Genomic DNA, 19,626 nt, shown 5'->3' with positions numbered 1-19,626 from the left:
GGTGCCGAGCATCTTCACCCACGCCGCGGTGCCGCTGGCGCTGTGGGCCGCCGCCGATCGCGGGCGCATCTCCACGCGCCTGCTCGGCGCCGGCATCGTCGCGGCGATGCTGCCCGACGCCGACGTGCTCGGCTTCGCCCTGCACATCCCCTACGCCGACGCCTTCGGCCATCGCGGTGCGAGCCACTCGCTGCTGTTCGCCGCGGTGCTGGGCGTGCTCGGCGCGCTGCTGCACCGGCCCCTGCGCGCCGGCGCGGTGCAGGCGGCCGCGTGGCTGCTCGTCTGCACCGCCTCGCACCCGCTGCTCGATGCGATGACCTCCGGCGGCCTCGGCGTGGCCCTGGCCTGGCCGTGGAGCGAGCAGCGCTGGTTCGCGCCGTGGCGGCCGATCCGGGTCTCGCCGTTCGCCAACGGTTTCTTCAGCGCGCGCGGCCTGACCACGCTGCTGTCGGAACTGCGCTGGGTGTGGCTGCCGCTGGCGCTGGCGGTGCTCACCTGGAAAGTGCTGCAGCCGCCCTCGCCCTCCGCGTCTTCCTCTTCGCCGCCTTCGCCATGACCACACCGCTGCCCGCCGCGCTCACCGACACCCTCGCCACCCTGCTCGGCCCAGAGGGCTGGCGCACCGACGCCGACAGCCGGCGCAGCTATGGCGAGGACGATTCGCGGCGCTGGGCGCTGGCCGACGCGGTGGCGCTGCCGCAGACCCGCGAGCAGGTGCAGGCGATCGTGCGCGCCTGCCGTGCGCACCGCGTGCCGCTGGTGGCGCGCGGCGCCGGCACCGGCACCGCCGGCGCCGCGGTGCCGTTCTCCGGCGGCGTGGTGCTGTCGTTCGCGCGCATGAACCGCATCCTGCAACTGCGCCCGGCGGACCGCTGCGCGGTGGTGGAACCCGGCGTGCTCAACGGCGACCTGCAGCAGGCGCTGGCGCCGCACGGGCTGTTCTGGCCACCGGACCCGTCCAGCGCGGAGATCTGCAGCGTCGGCGGCAACCTGTCGACCAATGCCGGCGGGCCGCGCGCGGTGAAGTACGGCGCCACCCGCGACAACGTGCTCGGCCTCGTCGCGGTGACCGGCAGCGGCGAGGTGATCCGCTGCGGCGGCGCCTACACCAAGGACGCCACCGGCTACGACCTGACCCACCTGCTGGTCGGCAGCGAAGGCACCCTGGCGCTGATCGTGGAAGCGACGCTGAAGCTGTCGCCGCGGCCGCTGGCGCAGGCCGGGCTGCGCGCGTTGTACCGCGACGCCGCCGGTGCCGCCGCCGCGGTGTCGCGACTGATGGCGCAGCCGAGCACGCCGACCATGCTCGAGTTCATGGACCGCAGCGCGATCGCGCTGCTGCGCCGCAACGGCAGCGACGTGCCGGAGGCCGGCGCGATGCTGCTGATCGAGGCCGACGGCGACCACGACACCCTGCCCTACATGCTGCAGGCACTGGGCGCGGCGGCCGAGGGCGACGGCCTGCTGGCGCTGGACGTGGCCGCCGACGGCAGCGCGCGCGATCGCCTGTGGGCCGCACGCCGCGCGCTGTCGCCGGCGCTGCGCACGATCCGCCCGGGCAAGATCAACGAGGACGTGGTGGTGCCGGTGTCGCGCATCCCCGAGCTGGTCGCCGGCGTGGAAGCGCTGGCCGCCGAGTTCGACCTGCCGATCGTCGCCTTCGGCCATGCCGGCAACGGCAACCTGCACGTCAACATCATGTACGCGCCGGACGACGCCGCTGAAACCGCGCGTGCGCAGGCGGCGTTGCCACGCCTGTTCGCGCTGGTGCTGGCGCTGGAAGGCACGCTGTCCGGCGAACACGGCATCGGCGTGGCCAAGCGCGACTACATGGACCAGGCCTTCGACGCCGCCACCCTGGACGCGATGCGCGCGATCAAGCGCGCGCTGGATCCGGATGGGATCCTCAATCCGGGGAAGGTGTTGCCGGAGCCTTGAGGGGGATTCGGGATTCGGGATTCGGGATTCGGGATTCGGGATTCGGGATTCGGGATTCGCAACAGCGTCTTTCGCATGCTGATCCATTGCAACCTCGCCATGCCGCCATGCCACCATGCCGTTGTAGGAGCGGCTTCAGCCGCGACAGGCGTCACCGGCAAGGCCACGGGCGCGGCTGCAGCCGCTCCTACGACAAGCCAAGGCGATCGCGGCACGAGCGATGGCCTTGCGCACACGATGCGCTATCGCGGCCGACGACCGATGCGGTGCGAGGCGCGGTCGTCATGCCTGAAGCGCTGCATCCATCGCACACACTGCTTTGGGGGAACGGCCCCAGCCTTCCGCCGAGCTCGTCAGCGGGCAGCCGGCAGAGCGCGTGGCGCGGCAGCGATGTGCACGCTGCCGGACGCCGCTGCCACGCCTGCAGCCTTCAAGGCGTACATTGGGCCGGAGTGACGACGCTGACGTGGTCGGCCCCTTCGGCGAGCGTCGGCGCTTCGAAGAGGTCGTGCACCGAGCGGATCGCCTCCTCCGGGACCTGTTCGTCCGCGGCACGCTGCAGGTTCCGCGCGAGCGCAACGGGCAGTGCGACCTTGATCCAGACAATCTCGATCCGGGCGCCGGCCGCGTTCGCAATGGCGATGATCGGTGCCCGATGCCGGGCACCTGGCAGCGCCGCATCGAAGTAGACGGTGCACGGCCGTACCGGTTGCCGCGCAATCCACGTGGTCTTGCCCGCGCCCTGCAGGCCGCACACGATGACGACCGTCCAGGTGCCGGCGGATTCGCACGCACCGGCGAGGATCGCCTTCAAGGCGTCATGGCTTTGCTGCCACGCGCTGCGATTGCGTTCCGGTGTCCAGACGCGCCCTTGTTCCGTATGCAGGAAGTGGTCCGGGTTGATCACGATGGGAGGCGGGCACAAGGTCATCTGGTCTTCCGTCTATCGCGTTCCAATGCCTCCGAAAACACTCGCTGCCGCTGTAGGAACAGCTTCAGCCGCGACGGGCATGACCGGGAACGCAGCGGTCGCGGCTGAAGCCACTCCTACGGATACCCGGGAACGCCGACACGCCCCATCACGCCGACGGACACTGCACGCCGATGAAGCGCAACCCCACGCCCGGCTCGGTGGCGATGTAGCGCGGGGCGACGGCGCTGTCGCCGAGTTTCTGCCGCAGCTTGCCGACCAGGATGCGCAGGTAGTGGGTGTCGTCCTGATGAGTGGGCCCCCACAGTTCGCGCAGCAGTTGCGGCTGCGTCACCACGCGGCCGCTGTGCCGCAGCAGCAGCGCCAGCAACGCGTACTCCTTGCGGCTGAGCGGCAGTGCCTCGCCATCCAGGCGCACCTCGCGCAGGCCCAGGTGGATGTGCAGGTGGCCGTCGTCGAACACCGGCTCGGCCTCGCCGGCGACGGGCTGCATGCGCAGCAGCACGCGGATGCGCGCCATCAGTTCCTGCACGCCGAACGGCTTGGTCACGTAGTCGTTGGCGCCGGCGTCCAGCGCCTGCACCTTCTCGGCCTCGCCGGCGCGCACGGTCAGCATGATCACCGGCACCGACGACCATTGCCGCAGTTCGCGCAGCACGCTGTGTCCGTCCTGGTCGGGCAGGCCGATGTCCAGCACCACCAGTTCGGCGCCGTGCGCGGCCAGCTGCGCCAGGCCGGCGGCGCCGGTGTCGGCCTGCAGCACGCGGTAGCCCTGCGCGCGCAGGCTGATGTCGAGGAACCGGCGGATCTGCGGCTCGTCGTCGATGACCAGCACGCGCGGCGGCGGAATCGGATCGGCGTGGGACTCAGTCGGCATCGGGGCGGGACGGCGGCGCGGCGGGTTCGATGAGCGGCAGAGTAATGCGGATCGTGGTGCCGCGGCCATCGGGACCGGGCAGCGCCTCGACGCTGCCGCCGTGCGCGCCGATCATGCCCTGGCAGATGGTCAGGCCCAGGCCGGTGCCGTGGCGGCCGCGGTCGCCGCGCTCGACGCTGTAGAACATGTCGAAGATGCGCGCGCGCTCGTCCTCGGGAATGCCCGGGCCGCGGTCGCTGATGTCGATGCGCAGGCGGCCGTCGACCATGCCGGCGGCGACGCGGATCGCCGCGTCCGCCGGCGAGAACTTGGCGGCGTTCTCCAGCACGTTGAAGATGGCTTGCTCGACCAGCGCCGGGTGCACCCACAGCGTCGGCAGGTCCGCGGCCAGGGCGATGTCCAGGCGCACCTGCGGCTGGTAGCGCTGCAGGCGCCGCGCGGCCGAGCCGATCAGTTCGTCCACGCCGATCCAGTCGCGGTTCAAGGTCAGCCCGGTGTGGCCGAGCCGGGTCATGTCCAGCAGGTTCTGGATGTAGCGGTCCAGGCGCTCGCCTTCCAGTTGGATGGTGTCGAGCAGGCTGCGGCGATCGTCCGCGTCCATCGCCTGGCCGTAGCTGGACAGGCTGCTGGCCGCGCCGATCATCGCCGCCAGCGGCGAGCGCAGGTCGTGCGAGACCGAGGACAGCAGCGCCGAGCGCAGCCGCTCGGTCTCGCCGCTGACCCGCGCGCTCTCCAGGTCGGCGACCAGGCGCGTGCGCAGCGCGGCCTGGCCGATGTCCTCGACCATCGCCTCGGCCAGGCGCTGCTGCTCCAGGCCCGGGCGCTGCACGCCGGCGCCGAAGCGCAGGCCGACCACGCCGATCGTGCCGCGCTCGTGGCGCACCGGCAGGAACCACCAGCTCGCGCCGGCCAGGGTGTCGGTGAAGCGGCCGGTGGCCTGGCCATGGCGCTGCGCCCAGTCGGCGGCGCTGCGGTCCACCGCGGCCATCGACGGCGCGTAATCGTCGGCGCCGTCGTGGGCGCGCTCCAGCGGCTGCAGGCGCAGCCAGGCCTCGGCGTCGAGCGTGCCGGCGAGCGCGCGACGCCCGGCCTCCAGCACCTGGCCCAGGTCGGCGGCGCTGGTCAGCTCGCGGCCCAGCCGCTGCAGCGCGGTGGTCTGGGCGTTGGCCGCGCGCAGCGCCAGCACCTGCATGCGCAGACGCGAGGCCAGGCGCCCGGCGACCAGCGCCGCGACCAGGAACAGCAGCACCGTGACCAGGCCCTGGCGCGCGCCGATGTGCAGCGTGTATCGCGGATCGATGAAGAAGAAATCGTAGGCGAGGAAACTCAGGATGGCGGCCAGCACCGCCGCGGCCATCCGCGTCTTCGCCGCCACCATCACCACCGCGACGATGAACACCATCGACAGGTCGTCGATGCCGACCCAGCGCTCGGCCAGCCAGCCCACCGCGACCGCCGCCAGCGTGGCGACCGTGGCGAACACCAGGTCGTCGCGCGACAGCCAATGCCCCGGGCTGCGCCAGCGCCGCCGCGCGCGGGCGCGCGCCTCCGGCGAACTGATGATCACCAGTTCGTAGTGCGCGCCGCGTTGCAGCAGTTGCTGGGTCAGCGTGCGGTTGATCATGCGCGCCAGCGGGCGCTCGCGGGTGCGGCCCAGCACCAGGGTCGATACGCCGCTGCGCGCGGCGTGGTCGAGCAGAGTGTCGGCGACGTTGGCACCGTGCAGCAGCGCGGCCTCGCCGCCGAGCCGACGCGCCAGGGCGAAGGCGCGGTCGATTTCCAGCTGCCAGTCGGCGTCGGGCTGCGCCTGGGTCTGCACGGTGACCACGGTCCAGGGCGCGCCGCGGCGCTCGGCCAGGCGCCGCGCCACCCGCACCAGGTAATCGGATTGGCCGCGGCCGTCGATCGCCACCATCACCGTACGCCGCAGCGCGACGCTGGTACGGCCCTGCGCCGCCTGCACGTCGCGCAGATCGTTGTCGACGCGGTCGGCGGCGGTCTGCATCGCCAGCTCGCGCAGCGCGGCCAGATTCGACGGCGAGAAGAACGCCTGCAGCGCCTGCCCGGCCTGCTCGGGCAGATACACCTTGCCCTGCTGCAGGCGCTCGATCAGCTCGCGCGGCGGCAGGTCGACCAGCACGATGTCGCGCAGGCGGTCGAAGATCGCATCGGGCACGGTCTCGCTGACGCGCACGCCGGTGATGCGGTGGACCACGTCGTTGAGGCTTTCCAGGTGCTGGATGTTGACCGTGCTGTAGACGTCGATGCCGGCGTCAAGCAATTCCTGCACGTCCTGCCAGCGCCGCTCGTGGCGGCTGCCGGGCGCGTTGCGATGCGCCAGTTCGTCCACCAGCACCAGCGGCGGGCGCAGCGCCAGCAGCGCATCCAGGTCCATCTCGTCCAGGGTGCGGCCGCGGTATTCCAGGCGCCGCCGCGGCTGCACGGTGAGCCCTTCCAGCAGCGCCGCGGTCTCGGCGCGGCCGTGGGTCTCGACCACGCCGACCACCAGGTTGCTGCCCTGCTGCTGCAACTGCCGCGCGCGCGACAGCATCGCGTAGGTCTTGCCCACCCCCGGCGCCGCGCCGAGGAACACGGTCAGGCGTCCGCCGCGCTCGCGCTGCAGTTCGCCGATCAGGGCATCGGCCTGTTGGGTGCGGGGGTCGGGCATTTGGAGCTGGGAATGGGGAATGGGGAATGGGGAATCGCAGAGCGCAAAGCCTACATGGCTGCGCGATTTACCGCTGTTGCTCCTGCTTTTGCCCATTCCCGATTCCCGTTTCCCCGTTCCCGGCCGCATCCAACGCCAGATTCAGCGCCAACACGTTCACCCGCGGCGCGCCAAGCACGCCGAACTGGCGCGGTTGGGTCTGTGCGGCGACCAGGGCGGCGACGGTCTGTGGTGGCAGGCCGCGCGCGGCGGCCACGCGCGCCACTTGCAGTTGCGCGGCCTCGACACTGATGTCCGGGTCCATGCCGCTGCCGGACTGGGTGACTAGGTCGTCCGGCACCTGCGCCGGGTCGATGCCCTCGCGCGCGGCCACCGCCTGGCGGGTGTCGTCCAGGCGCTTGCGCAGGTCGGGGTTGCTGCGTGCCTGGTTGCTGCCGGCCGCCGACATCGGGTCGTACTTGGCGCCGGACGGACGCGGCTGGAAATAGCCGGCGGCGGCGAACGGTTGCGCCACCAGCGCCGAGCCGACCACGCGGCCGTCCTTGGTGCGCAGGCTGCCGTTGGCCTGCTCGGGGAACAGCGCGCCGGCCAGCACGGTGGCCAGCAGCGAGTACAGCGCCGCGGACGCGAGCACCAGCAGCGGCAGCACCAGCACGGCGCGCCAGCGCATCGGTTCGTGGGGGGAAACGGAAGACACGGTCATGGAGGCAATTCCGAAAGAGCGTATAGATCGGCGCTGGGGTCAGCCCAACGCCACCAACAGCAGGTCGATGGCCTTGATCCCGACGAACGGCAGCAGCACGCCGCCTACGCCGTAGATCAGCATGTTCCGGCGCAGCAGCGAGGTCGCCGAGGACGGGGTGAAACGCACGCCGCGCAGCGCCAGCGGGATCAGCGCCGGGATCACCAGCGCGTTGAAGATCAGCGCCGCCAGCACCGCATTGGTCGGGCTGGACAGCCGCATCACGTTCAGCGCGGCCATCTGCGGGATCGAGGCGGCGAACAGCGCCGGCAGGATCGCGAAGTACTTGGACACGTCGTTGGCCAGCGAGAAGGTGGTCAGCGCGCCGCGGGTGATCAGCTGCTGCTTGCCCACTTCCACCACCGCCAGCAACTTGGCCGGATCCGAATCCAGGTCGACCATGTTGCCGGCCTCCTTGGCCGCCTGGGTGCCGGAGTTCATTGCCAGGCCGACGTCGGCCTGGGCCAGCGCCGGCGCGTCGTTGGTGCCGTCGCCAACCATCGCCACCAGGCGTCCGCCGGCCTGCTCCTGGCGGATGCGCGCCAGCTTGTCCTCGGGCGTGGCCTCGGCGATGTAGTCGTCGACGCCGGCTTCGGCGGCGATGGCCGCAGCGGTGAGCGGGTTGTCGCCGGTGATCATCACCGTCTTGACGCCCATCGCGCGCAGCCGCGCGAACTTCTCGCGCACGCCGTGCTTGACCACGTCCGACAGCTCGACCACGCCCAGCACGTGCCGGCCCTCGGCCACCACCAGCGGCGTGGCGCCGCTGCGCGCCACCTGCTCGACCCGGCTCTTCAGTTCCGCCGGCACCTGTCCGCCCAGCGCGGTGACGTGGCGGATCAATGCATCGGCGGCACCCTTGCGGATCGACCGCGGCGGCTGCATGCCGGCGGCCGGCAGGTCGACGCCGGACATGCGCGTCTGCGCGGTGAAGGCGACGAACTCGGCGCCCGCCGGATCGGCCGGCGGCAGGCCCTGTTCGCGGGCCAGGCGCACGATCGACTTGCCTTCCGGGGTCGGGTCGGCCAGCGACGACAGCATCGCCGCCTCGCGCAGCTGCGCCACGTCCACGCCGCTGAGCGCATGGAACACGGTGGCCTGGCGATCGCCGTGGGTGATGGTGCCGGTCTTGTCCAGCAGCAGCACGTCGACGTCGCCGGCCACTTCCACCGCCTTGCCGGACTTGGCCAGCACGTTGGCCGACAGCGCGCGGTTCATGCCGGCGATGCCGATCGCCGGCAGCAGCCCGCCGATGGTGGTCGGGATCAGGCACACCAGCAGCGCGATCAGCAGCAACGGGTCCACGTGCACGCCGACGAAGGCGGCGATCGCCGGCAGCGAGGCGACCACGATCAGGAAGGTCAGGGTCATCGCCGCCAGCAGCATGGTCAGCGCGATCTCGTTCGGCGTCTTCTGCCGATTGGCGCCTTCCACCAGCGCGATCATCCGGTCCAGGAAGCTGTGGCCCGGCTCGGCGGTGACCTTCACCAGGATCTCGTCGGACAGCACCTTGGTGCCGCCGATGACGCCGGAGCGGTCGGTGCCGGCCTCGCGCAGCACCGGCGCCGATTCGCCGGTGACCGCGGCCTCGTTGATCGTGGCCAGGCCGTGCACGATCTCGCCGTCGGCCGGGATCAGCTCGCCGGCCGAGACCACCACCAGGTCGCCCGGGCGCAGTTCGGCGGCCGGCACGCTGGTCTCGCCGTCCAGCCGCGCGCTGGCGACCCGGCGCGCCACCAGGTCCTTGCGCGCGCGCCGCAGCGAGGCGGCCTGGCCGCGGCCGCGCGCCTCGGCCACCGCCTCGGCGAAGTTGCCGAACAGCACGGTGACCAGCAGGATCGCGGTCACCGCCCAGCCGAAGCCGGCCGGGCCCTGGCCGGCCACGGTGATCAGCGCCGACAGCAGCGTGCCGGCAAAGACCACGGCCATCACCGGGCTGCCGAGCAGGTGCCGCGGCGACAGCTTCAGCACGCTGTCGCGCAAGGCCGCGCGCAGCGCCGCGGCATCGAACAGCCCAGGCCGGCGCGCCGGCGAAGAAGCCACGGAAGTAGAGGGAAGCGGGGTACTCATCGTCGTCGTCTCAGTGCGCGGCCAGGGTCAGGTGATCGGCGATCGGTCCCAACACCAGGGCCGGCGTGAATTGCAGAACGGTCAGGACCGCGATGACCGCGATCAGGGTCAGCGCGAAGGTCGGGGTTTCCACCTGCAGGCTGCCGCCGGTTTCCGGCGCCACGCGCTTGCGCGCCAGTTGCGCGGCCACGATCAGCGGCACGATCAGCGCCGGATAGCGGCCCAGCAGCAGCACCGCGGTGCAGCTCAGGTTCCACCACGGAATGCCGTCGCCCAGCCCTTCGAAGCCGGAGCCGTTGTTGGCGAACGCCGAGGTGTACTCGTAGAACACCTGGCTGATGCCATGGAAGCCGGGATTGGAGGTCGCCGAGATCGACGCCGGCAGGGCCAGCGTGACCGCGGTGAAGCCGAGCAGCACCAGCGGCTGCAACAGGATCAGCAGCGCCAGCAGACGCACTTCCGGCGCCTCGATCTTGCGCCCGAACAACTCCGGGGTGCGCCCGGTCATCAAGCCGGCCAAAAACACGCTCAGCAGCAGATAGACCAGGAACTGCTGCAGGCCGCAGCCGATGCCGCCCCAGATCGCGTTGATCAGCATGTTGACCATGGCCACGCCGCCGGTCAGCGGCGCCAGCGAATCGTGCATGGCGTTGACCGAGCCGTTGGAGGTCTGCGTGGTCAGCGACGACCAGGCCGCCGACGCGTCGACGCCGAAGCGCACTTCCTTGCCTTCCATCAGCGCGGCGCTGCCGGGCGCATGGCCTTCGGCCCACAGCGACACCGCGGTGGACGCCAGCGACATCACCAGCATGCTGCCGAACACCAGCGCGGTGAACTTGCGGCGCCCGGTGAACGGGCCGACCATGCACGCCACCGCCACCGGGATCAGCACGATGGCCAGCACCTCCAGCAGGTTGGAGAACGGCGTGGGATTCTCCAGCGCCATTGCGCTGTTGGGGCCGTACCAGCCGCCGCCGTTGGTGCCGAGCTGCTTGATCGCCACCATCGCCGCGACCGGGCCGAGCGGGATCTTCTGCGTCTGCTGCCCGGCGCTGGCGTCCAGCGGCGTGGCGACCGGACCGGCGGCCAGCGTCGAGGGTACGCCCTGCTGGGTCAGCAGCAGCGTCCACAGCAGGCACAGCGGCAGCAGGAAGCGCAGGGTCGGCCGGATCACGTCGGCCCAGTAGTTGCCGAGATCCACGTCCTGCACCGCCTCGCCGCCGGTGGCGGCCGCAGCGGTGCGCGCCGCATCATGGCCACGCCCGCCGAACAGGCCGCGCAGCGTCGCCGCCACCAGCGCCAGACCCATCATCGGGGTGATGAACTGCAGGCCGACCACGCCCACCGCCTGCGACAGGTACGACAGCTGCGCCTGGCCCGAGTAATGCTGCTGGTCGGTGTTGGTCAGGAACGAGACCATGGTGTGCAGCGCCACGTCCCAACGCATGTTGGGCACCGCATCCGGATTGAATGGCAGCCAGGCCTGGGTCACGAACAGCGCGAACACCAGCACGCCCAACACCAGGTTGCTGGCCAGGAACGCGCCGGCATAGGCGCGCCAGTGCATGCCGCGCGCCGGATCGGTGCCGAGCAGGCGGTACAGCGGGCGTTCGATCCAGCCGAACAGCGCGTCGCCGCGCATCGGCGCCCCGCGCATCACCTTGGCCAGGTACAGGCCCAGCGGCCACCCCAGCAGCAGCGCGAGCGCATAGACAAGCAATGTATCGATCATGGAAGTGGCACTCGGCTCAGAAGTCTTCGGGGCGCAGGATCACGTACAGCAGGTAACCGGCCGCGACGATCACCGCCACGCCGCAAACGAACGAAAGCCAACCGCTCATGGTCTCAACTCCGAAACAAAGGGACGGCCCGCCGCAGGGCAGGCCGCAATCGTGTGGAACAGCGCCGCACGCGACGCACGCACGGCGACAGAAGGGAAGCGCAACATGGCGACGGACGCCGGGTCGGACAGGCCTTCTGGCCCAGGCCGGCATTATCGAAGCCGGCGCCATAAACTCTCCGTGGCGAAGCCGCGCGGCGCGCATAAATTCTGCGTAAAACCGCGCGGCGCTGGCGATCGCGCGCGATATCGCAGGCGCATCGCCATGGTCGGCGCCGGCAGCGCGCGATGCCGCGCGACGCGGCCGGCACCGCGTGCGCCGTCCTCAGTAGTGCAGGATCGCGTCGATCAACGCCGTCGCCTGATGATTGCGGCGTCCGCCGTCGTAGGCGGGAAAATCGTAGGCGTGCTCGTAGCGCAGCTCGGGTCGGATCTCCAGGTCCTGCGACACCCAGTGGGTCAGCCCGATGGTGTGGCTGGAGTAGCGCGTGGCGAAGCCGGTGCGCTGGCCGTCATGGTCGTTCACGAACTCGTTGCGGATCGCCAGCATGTCCGATGCGCCGAGCTGGATGTTGACGTAGTTGACGATGGCGTCGGCAGTGCTGCGCCCCAACGGGAAGTCCGGCGCCTCGCCCAACGCATAGCCCGGGCGCCCGGTCGGCGCGTGCGACTGCGACGGATCGGTGGCCAGCGCCTGGTCGCGCACGTAGAGGTGGTAGGCCTCGGTGAGCATATGCACCTCCGGCGAGAAGCGATGGCCCCAGGTCAGCACGAACTCCTGCAGGTTGTTGTAGGTCTGCGCGGCGTTGTTGTAGGACTCCACGCACGGATACAGCATGTCGTCGTTGCTCTTGGAGACCCAGCGCAGGCAGGCCTGCGCGCTCAGGCGGCTGGTCGCGTCCCAGATCGCCGAATCGTCGCCGCCATGCACGCCGAGCTGCAGCGTCCACTGGTCGTCGAGCTTGGTGGTGGTGAGCACGCCCATGTTGGTATAGGCATCGACCGTGTACAGGATCGAATGGGTCAGCAGGTAGTTGTTCGGCGAGAACTGCGCCTCGATGTCCGGCAGCGACAGATAGCGGCCGACCGTGACCAGCATGCCCTGCGCCACCGACGGCAGGTACAGGTCCACGTGCGCGATCATCGGATCGTTGCCGTAGATCTTGCCGTTGAGCGCACTGTTGGGTTGCGGGTGGTGCAGCAGCTGGTCGCTGGTGACGCCCTTCATCGTGGTGTAGTGGTAGTCGTAGCCGTACAGGTCGTCGAGATGGAAGCCCCAGTCGACATGATCGGTCTGCACCGTGTCCGGCACGCGCTGCAGGCGGATCAGCGCCTGGTTGAACTCGCCGCGGTTGGGCCGTGTGGAGTAGGACAGCGGATAATTCGTGCGCGAGGACGTGCTGGCGTTGAGCGAGGGATTGATCCAGCCGTACAGCTCGATGCGGTTGCGCTGCATCCACTGCCCCACGCGCGTGCAGGCCAGCGCCTTCTCCACCGGATACTGCGCGTTTTCGTTGGGCACGCCGACCGGATAGTCCACCGCGCCGAGCTGCCATTCGGCCGACGGGAACGGCGGCGAGGAGAACGGCGCCGCCAGGCCGCGCCGCGCCGGCGTCGGCGCATCGGGATCGGCCGGTTGCGCATCTTCGCGATAGGCGGAGGCCAGGCGCGAGAAGAAGCCATTGGCGCAATCGGCGCTGCGCGCCAGCGGCGCCGTGGCGGCATCCGACGCCGGCATCGCCTCGGACACCGGCACAATCAGGCCCGCGGCGGCGGCATCGCCCGCGCACAGCAGGGCCAAGGACAGGAACAGGGGATGGAGCTTCAGGGACATTGCGACGTCGGCTCTGCAACGAGCCGTCCTTCTGTGGGTGGAGGGGGCAACGACAACGCGCCGCGTTACGCGCACGCGCCATCGCAGGTGACGCGCCTGGTGGCGCATCGCGGGGAGAGAGGTGGAATGCGGCGCCGCGGCGGCGGCGTCAGCGGGTCAACGCGCGTGCAGTGAACGCGCGCGGCTGTGTGGAGGCGGATGCTGCGACGCGCGGCGGCCGTGGTGACGCCGCCGCGACGCGGGCGGCATCGCGGCGATCCAGATGCGGACGCCAGGCCAGTGCGCCGCAAGCGGATGCGTCACGTGGTGCCTGCAGACGATGGTTGCGGGCCGCGACATGCTCAACATTTCAGCCATCGATTCCACGCACACATCCCCGTCGTCAGCGCGGAAAGTATGCGGAATCGCCGGATATCTTCGTTGCAAAGCGCGCGCGGGTTCGAATAAAAGCTGCGTAAATTCGTGTGCGGAATCGGGTGAAGGTTCCGGCGCGCGAAGCGCCACGCCGATCTGGCTATGCGAGGCTTCGCCCGTACCCTCATCCGCCCCTACGGGGCACCTTCTCCCGAGGGGAGAAGGGAGAAGCTCAAAGCCCCTCTCCCACCGGGAGAGGGGTTGGGGTGAGGGTCGGCGCGCGAAGCGCACGCGGCAACCTATCACTGCGAGGCAGCGCCCGTACCCTCATCCTCCCCTGCGGGGCACCTTTTCCCGAGGGGAGAAGGGAGAAGCTCAAAGCCCCTCTCCCATCGGGAGAGGGGTTGGGGTGAGGGTACGGCGCGCGAAGCGCCACGCGGACCTATCTCTCCCAGGCTTCGCCCGTACCCTCATCCGCCCCTGCGGGGCACCTTCCCTTCTCCAGACGGGAGAAGGGAAACGCCGCACTACCTCAGTGCAACGGCACACTCAGGAACGACGGCGTCGCCGCCGGCGAGCTGAAGCTCACGGTGCCGCCGAAGCGGCTGGCCGAGGTGTAGCGCGGGTCGGTGGTGTCCACCACCAGCACCAGCCGGCGCCCGGCCGGGATGTCGACCGCGGTCGCCTGCAGCGCCAGGTCGAGGGTGACCGGCGTGCCCGGCGTCGCATTGCGCAAGGTGTACGGCACGTGGCTGAGCAATTGCGCCGAACCCGACCCGTCCATGCTGTAGAGATAGGCGAACAGCGACACGTTCGACTGGCTCGGGGTCACCGTCAGCCGCAGCGACGGCGCACCGGCCAGGCGCTTGCCGCTGGACAGCACGGGGCCGCTCCACACCGCGGCACCGGCGCGGCTGACCAGCGGGATCGAGGTCGTCACCGGCTGGCCGAAGCCCTGCAGCAGGCCACTGACCAGCACCACACCGGAATCGGCCAGCGTCGGCACGCCGGTGGCGATGCGGTAGCTCCAGCCACTGCTGTTGCCGCTGGTCAGCGCCCCGGTCGGCAGCAGCAGGCCGCTGGGACCCGTCAGGCCGTAGCGGGTGGCGCCGGCCTGCACGCTGTTCCAGTCGGCATAGCTGAGCCAGTCGCCACCGAGGGTGGACAGTTGCACCGGCGCTTCGCGGTCCACGCCGTTGTCGCGGCCCTTGAGGTAGCGGTCGAACCAGCGCGTGGCCTCGGTATACACCTGGTTCGGCAGGCCCAGCGCACCCGGCAGTTCGGCGGTGGCGTGATCGCCCTGACTGAACATCAGGTGCTTGGGCACGCTCAGCCGGTTGTACAGGTCGATGTACTGATTCGGCGGGAACAGGCCGTCGTTGAAGGCATTGGCCATCAGTACCGCCGGACCGTTGCGGTTGAGCGCCTGCACCTCGTTGATCACCCCGCGCTCGGCCGCCTTGGGCAGGAAGCCCTGCACCGCGCCGTCGTAGTCGCCGACCGCCACGTGCGCGGTGATCCGCGCCAGGTCCGGACCGGGCCGGCCGGTGAGCGTGCCGGCACCGACCAGCAGGGCGACGCCCTGCTGGCTGACCGTGCTGTTGGCGTAGAGCGAGGCCTGCAGGTCGGCCCAGCCGCTGAGCGCGGCCACCGCCTTGATCCGCGGGTCGCGCGCGGCGGCAAGCAGGCTGGTGCCGGCGCCGTAGGAGATGCCCGAGACGCCGATCGCCTTGGCGTCGGCCGGGGTGTTGGCCAGCGCCCAGTCGATCACCGCGCTGACGTCCTCCACCGTCGGCGCTCCGGCGATGTCGATCAGCCCCTGCGAATCCCAGAACCCGCGCGAGGTGTAGCTGACCACCACATAGCCGTCGTTGGCCAGTTCGCTGGCGCGGCCCACGTACTCCAAGTTCGGCAGCGACCAGCTGGCCGGCATCACCACCAGCGGGAACGGTCCCGGTCCCTGCCCCTGCGGCACCAGGACCAGCGCGCCGAGCTTGGTGCCATCGAAACTGGAAATGCTCTGGTACTGCTTGCTGAAGCCGGCCGCGGCGGCGGCGGCGGAGAACACCAGCAGCATCGCGCCAAGGGCGATGCGACGTGAGACGGACATGCGCATGGACTGCCTCCCAAGCGGCGCCGGACCGGAATGGCCGGCTGCCGGAACGGTATTGCCAGAACGGTGACAAGCGCTCGACACGGGGCCGGGCAGGCGGACCGTACCACCGGGTACGGGCGATGTTCACGCCGCAGTGCGGCACGGTATGGAAGGGGGTGTCGGTCGACCTTGGCGCGCGGCACACCGGTGCTGGCGCCGCGGCCCGTGGCCGGCGCGCGCGCAGGCCACGCGGCTCAGCTCAGAAAGTGCTGGTACCCGCTGCGCGGCGGTTGCCACCGCCGGCCGTCGGCATCGCGCACCACGATGCCGCGACCGGCGACGATGCGGCCGATCGGCGTCGCCGTGACCCCCACCGCCTGCAGCGCCTGCACGATCGCCGCGTGCTGCGCCGGGTCGGCGGTGAAGCACAGTTCGTAGTCGTCGCCGCCGCCCAGTTGCCAGGCATGCACCTGCGCCGCATCCGCGTCCGCTGGCGCGGCGACCGCCGGCAGCGCGGCCAGCGCCAGTTCGGCGCCGACGCCGCTGCGCGCGCAGATGTGCTCCAGGTCGGCGAGCAGACCGTCGGACACGTCCACGCAGGCCCGCGCCAGGCCGCGCAGGCGCACGCCCGCCTGCACCCGCGGCGTCGGCCGCAGCAAGCGCTGGCGCAGGCGTTCGTGCAGGGGATCGGCGGCCGGCGTGGTCACGTCCAGGCGGCCTGCCTGCCACAGCGCCAGCGCCGCGGCGGCCTCGCCCGGCTGGCCGGTCACCCAGACCTCGTCGCCCGGTTGTGCGGCATCGCGACGCAGCGCCGCCGTCGCCGGCACGCTGCCGATGGCGGTGACCGACAAGGCCAGCGGCCCACGCGTGGTGTCGCCGCCAGCCAGGCCGATGCCGTGCGCGTCGGCCAGCGCGAAGAAGCCCTCGGCGAACGCATCGACCCAGGCCATGTCGACCTGCGGCAGCGACAACGACAGCGTGCACCAGCGCGGCTGCGCGCCCATCGCCGCCAGGTCGGACAGATTCACCGCCAGGGTTTTCCAGCCGATGTCGGCGGCCGCGGTCTCGGCCGGGAAATGCACCCCGGCATTGAGCGTATCGGTGGTGATCGCCAGCAACTCCCCCGCCGGCGGCAGCAGCAAGGCCGCATCGTCGCCGATGCCCAGCGGCAGGTCGTCACGCGCCCGACTGCGTGCGCGCAGGCGCTCGATCAGATCGAATTCGGGCATTGGAGCTGGGAATGGGGAATCGGGAGTCGGGAATGGTGAGAAGCAAGAGCGAGAGCCGGGACGCCGGCGATCTGGAAGAGGATGGCTGTTGCATTTGCCATTCCCCATTCCCGTTTCCCCATTCCCGGCCTCTCAGCCGCCCGACTCCACCGCGCGCCACTGCAGCGCGGCGCGGTCGAGGACGCCGTTGACGTAGGTGTGGCCGTGCTCGGAGCCGAAACGCTTGGCGGTCTCGATCGCTTCGTTGATCACCACGCGGTACGGCACGTCCATGCGGTGCAGCAGTTCGTAGGCGGCCAGGCGCAGCACCGCGCGCTCGATCGCGTCCACTTCCTCGACCGTGCGGTCCAGGTAGCCGACCAGCGCCTCGTCCAGTTCGGCGCGATGCTTGAGCACGCCTTCGACCAGGTTCTCGAAGTACACCAGGTCGGCGATCTCGTGCGCCTGCTCGTGCGCGAACTGCGCGATCACGTGCTGGGCGTTGCCGCCGGAGATCTGCCAGGCGTAGATCGCCTGCAACGCACGCCGGCGCGCACGCGAACGCAGGACCGGATCGACGCCGTCGCGGCGTGGGTGGTGCTTGTGGCCAGCGGGTTTGTTCACGGCAGCAGCTCCAGCAGGTTGACCATCTCCAGCGCGCTCAGCGCCGCTTCCTCGCCCTTGTTGCCGTGGCTGCCGCCGGCACGCGCCTCGGCGTCCTCGACCTGCTCCACGGCGAGCACGCCGTTGAGCACCGGGATGCGGAAGTCCAGCGACACCCGCAGCAGGCCCTCGGCGCAGCCGTCGGCGACGTGTTCGTAGTGGCGGGTATCGCCACGGATCACGCAGCCCAGCGCGATGATCGCGGCATGCTTGCCGGCCGCGGCCAGGCGTGCGGCGACCAGCGGCAGTTCCCACGCGCCCGGCACGCGGATCACGTCCACCGCGTCCTCGGCGATGCCGTTGCCGGCCAGGCTCTGCCGCGCGCCGGCAACCAGCACGTCGGTGATGCGGGCGTTCCAGCGGCTGGCGATGATCGCGAAACGCGCCGACTCGGGAGTGCGGAGGTCGCCTTCGTAGTGGGACATGGCGGTGGCAGCTTGAGGGGGTGGGAGAGTTTAGCAGGCGGTGGGGCCGCGCCCCGGGAAAGCGGTCCGGGGGTCCGTGCAGAAGGTCGCGTCACCGCCAACGGCAGGAATCGCGCGGGATCAGCTTTTACCGACTCCCGACTCCCGACTCCCGATTCCCGGCTCCACATGCTCCACCACCTCCAGCCCGAACCCGGCCAGGCCGATCTGCCGGCGCGGGGTGCCGAGCACGCGCAGCTTGCCCAGGCCCAGGTCGGCCAGGATCTGGCTGCCGGCGCCGTTGCGCCGCCACTGGCCCACGTCCTTGCCATGCGCCGCCTCCGGCTGCGCGCGCAGCCGCGCCAGCAGCGCCTCGCTGTCGCGCGGCGCCGACAGCACCACCATCACCCCGCGCTCGGCGGCAGCGATCGCACGCAAGGCGTCGCTGGCGGCCACGCCGAAATCGTCGCGGCGCCAGTGCAGCAGGTCGGCCAGCGGGTTCTCCACCTGCACCCGCACCAGGGTCGGCGTCTCGGCGTCCGGGGTGCCGCGGACCAGGGCGAAATGCAGGTCGTGGGCGATGCGGTCGCGGTAGGTGACCAAGGTGAAGCCGCCGAACTCGGTGTCGATCGGCCGCTCGTCGATGCGTTCGACGGTGTGCTCGGTAGCCAGGCGGTAAGCGATCAGGTCGGCGATCGACCCCATCTTCAGGCCATGGGTGCGGGCGAACGCCTCCAGCTGCGGGCGCCGCGCCATGCTGCCGTCGGGGTTGAGCACTTCCACCAGCACGCCGGCCGGCTCCAGCCCCGCCAGCATCGGCAGGTCGCTGGCGGCCTCGGTGTGGCCGGCGCGGGTCAGCACCCCGCCCGGCTGGGCGATCAGCGGGAAGATGTGGCCGGGCTGGCTGAGGTCGTGCGGCTTGGCGTCCGGCTTGACCGCGGTGCGCACGGTATGGGCGCGGTCGTAGGCGGAGATGCCGGTGGTCACGCCCTCGGCGGCCTCGATGCTGACGGTGAAGTTGGTATGGAACTGCGCGGTGTTGCGCTGGACCATCGGCGCCAGGCCCAGCTGCGCGCAGCGCTCGCGGGTCAGCGACAGGCACACCAGGCCGCGCGCGTGGGTGACCATGAAATTGATGTCCGAGGGCTTGACCAGCTCGGCAGCCATGATCAGGTCGCCCTCGTTCTCGCGGTCCTCGTCGTCGACGATGACCACCATGCGGCCGGCGCGGAGTTCTTCCAGCAGCTCGGGGACGGAGGCGAAATTCAGGCTCGGGGTAACGGAAGGCGACATGCGGGGACTCGCGGAAAGACGGAAGGCGCCGCCCGCGCCGCAGACGGCGGCGCAGCGTGGCGGAAGGACGGCACGGCCGGACTCAGAGCAGCGCTTGGTCCTGGCGGCCCTGCAGCAGGCGTTCGACGTAACGCGCGACCAGGTCGATCTCCAGGTTCACCGCCGCGCCGACCGCGGTCTGCGCGAACGCGGTGTGCGCCACGGTGTGCGGGATCAGCGCGACCTCGAAGCCTTCCGCGTCGACCTCGTTGACGGTGAGGCTGACCCCGTCCACGCAGATCGAGCCCTTCTTGGCGATGTAGCGCAGCAGCGCCGCCGGCGCGGCGAAGCGCCAGCGCTGCGCGCGCGCGTCGTCGTGGATCGACAGCACCTCGCCGAGCCCGTCGACATGGCCGCTGACCAGATGCCCGCCGAGGCGGTCGCTGGGGCGCATCGCCCGCTCCAGGTTCAGCGCCGCGCCCTCGGCCAGGCGGCCGAGCGTGGTCAGCGCCAGGGTCTCGGTGGAGGCGTCGGCCTGGAACGAGGCGGCGTCGAAGGCGATCACGGTCAGGCACACGCCGTTGACCGCGATGCTCTCGCCCAGGCGCACGTCGGCGAACGGCAGGCTGCCGGTGGCGAAGGTGAAGCGGAGATCGCCGCCCTGCGGCTGGCGTGCGGCGAGATGGCCGACGCCTTCAATAATTCCGGTGAACATAGCTACGTTTCTCGC

16 protein-coding genes are annotated in these 19,626 nt (G+C 70.9%); 2 read left to right on the top strand and 14 right to left on the bottom strand.

What is annotated here, in order from left to right; genetic code table 11:
* Position 1: 1 nt before the first annotated feature.
* Positions 2-556 (top strand): metal-dependent hydrolase, encoded by a 555-nt coding sequence (locus Q7W82_RS06435; protein WP_242160661.1) that lies wholly within the window; start codon positions 2-4, stop codon positions 554-556.
* The gene (locus Q7W82_RS06430) at positions 553-1,938 is read left to right on the top strand and encodes an FAD-linked oxidase C-terminal domain-containing protein (protein WP_242160660.1); all 1,386 of its coding nucleotides are present in this window, start codon (positions 553-555) and stop codon (positions 1,936-1,938) included. Before Q7W82_RS06435 ends, Q7W82_RS06430 begins: the two co-directional genes overlap by 4 nt.
* Positions 1,939-2,368: 430 nt before the next feature.
* On the opposite strand, the gene Q7W82_RS06425 is transcribed toward Q7W82_RS06430, so the two are convergent.
* The 14 genes from Q7W82_RS06425 to Q7W82_RS06360 form a co-directional block, all read right to left on the bottom strand.
* Positions 2,369-2,869 (bottom strand): AAA family ATPase, encoded by a 501-nt coding sequence (locus Q7W82_RS06425; RefSeq protein ID WP_242160659.1) that lies wholly within the window; start codon positions 2,867-2,869, stop codon positions 2,369-2,371.
* A gap of 148 nt (positions 2,870-3,017) precedes the next feature.
* The gene (locus Q7W82_RS06420) at positions 3,018-3,746 is read right to left on the bottom strand and encodes a response regulator (RefSeq protein WP_242160658.1); all 729 of its coding nucleotides are present in this window, start codon (positions 3,744-3,746) and stop codon (positions 3,018-3,020) included.
* Positions 3,736-6,414, bottom strand: coding sequence for a sensor histidine kinase KdpD (locus Q7W82_RS06415; protein WP_242160657.1), 2,679 nt, complete (start codon positions 6,412-6,414; stop codon positions 3,736-3,738). The genes Q7W82_RS06420 and Q7W82_RS06415 overlap by 11 nt, the downstream gene beginning before the upstream one ends.
* 67 nt (positions 6,415-6,481) lie before the next feature.
* The gene (kdpC, locus tag Q7W82_RS06410; RefSeq protein ID WP_242160733.1) at positions 6,482-7,084 is read right to left on the bottom strand and encodes a potassium-transporting ATPase subunit KdpC; all 603 of its coding nucleotides are present in this window, start codon (positions 7,082-7,084) and stop codon (positions 6,482-6,484) included.
* Between the two features lie 72 nt (positions 7,085-7,156).
* The gene (gene kdpB / locus Q7W82_RS06405; protein ID WP_242160656.1) at positions 7,157-9,226 is read right to left on the bottom strand and encodes a potassium-transporting ATPase subunit KdpB; all 2,070 of its coding nucleotides are present in this window, start codon (positions 9,224-9,226) and stop codon (positions 7,157-7,159) included.
* 10 nt (positions 9,227-9,236) lie between these two features.
* Positions 9,237-10,958 carry a potassium-transporting ATPase subunit KdpA gene (kdpA, locus tag Q7W82_RS06400; RefSeq protein WP_242160655.1) on the bottom strand — a complete coding sequence of 574 codons (1,722 nt, stop codon included), beginning with the start codon at positions 10,956-10,958 and terminating at the stop codon, positions 9,237-9,239.
* Positions 10,959-10,974: 16 nt separating this feature from the next.
* Positions 10,975-11,067, bottom strand: coding sequence for a potassium-transporting ATPase subunit F (locus tag Q7W82_RS06395; protein ID WP_010341961.1), 93 nt, complete (start codon positions 11,065-11,067; stop codon positions 10,975-10,977).
* A 324-nt stretch (positions 11,068-11,391) separates the two neighbouring features.
* Positions 11,392-12,900 (bottom strand): outer membrane beta-barrel protein, encoded by a 1,509-nt coding sequence (locus Q7W82_RS06390; RefSeq protein ID WP_242160654.1) that lies wholly within the window; start codon positions 12,898-12,900, stop codon positions 11,392-11,394.
* 886 nt (positions 12,901-13,786) lie between these two features.
* Positions 13,787-15,370, bottom strand: coding sequence for a CocE/NonD family hydrolase (locus Q7W82_RS06385; RefSeq protein WP_242160653.1), 1,584 nt, complete (start codon positions 15,368-15,370; stop codon positions 13,787-13,789).
* A gap of 233 nt (positions 15,371-15,603) precedes the next feature.
* On the bottom strand, positions 15,604-16,578 hold the full coding sequence (gene thiL / locus Q7W82_RS06380; RefSeq protein ID WP_242160652.1) for a thiamine-phosphate kinase: 975 nt from the start codon (positions 16,576-16,578) through the stop codon (positions 15,604-15,606).
* 132 nt (positions 16,579-16,710) lie between these two features.
* Entirely contained in the window at positions 16,711-17,181 is a 471-nt protein-coding gene (nusB, locus tag Q7W82_RS06375; protein WP_209032390.1) for a transcription antitermination factor NusB, read from the bottom strand.
* Positions 17,178-17,645 (bottom strand): 6,7-dimethyl-8-ribityllumazine synthase, encoded by a 468-nt coding sequence (gene ribH / locus Q7W82_RS06370; protein ID WP_048490538.1) that lies wholly within the window; start codon positions 17,643-17,645, stop codon positions 17,178-17,180. The genes nusB and ribH overlap by 4 nt, the downstream gene beginning before the upstream one ends.
* 120 nt (positions 17,646-17,765) lie before the next feature.
* Entirely contained in the window at positions 17,766-18,893 is a 1,128-nt protein-coding gene (ribB, locus tag Q7W82_RS06365) for a 3,4-dihydroxy-2-butanone-4-phosphate synthase (protein ID WP_242160732.1), read from the bottom strand.
* A 106-nt stretch (positions 18,894-18,999) separates the two neighbouring features.
* A complete protein-coding gene (locus Q7W82_RS06360) occupies positions 19,000-19,611 on the bottom strand; it encodes a riboflavin synthase (protein WP_242160651.1) in 612 nt (203 codons plus the stop codon).
* Between the last annotated feature and the right edge of the window lie 15 nt (positions 19,612-19,626).

It is taken from the genome of Xanthomonas indica (assembly GCF_040529045.1).
GTDB lineage: Bacteria > Pseudomonadota > Gammaproteobacteria > Xanthomonadales > Xanthomonadaceae > Xanthomonas_A > Xanthomonas_A indica.
This window is presented reverse-complemented; position numbering and strand designations above follow the sequence as displayed.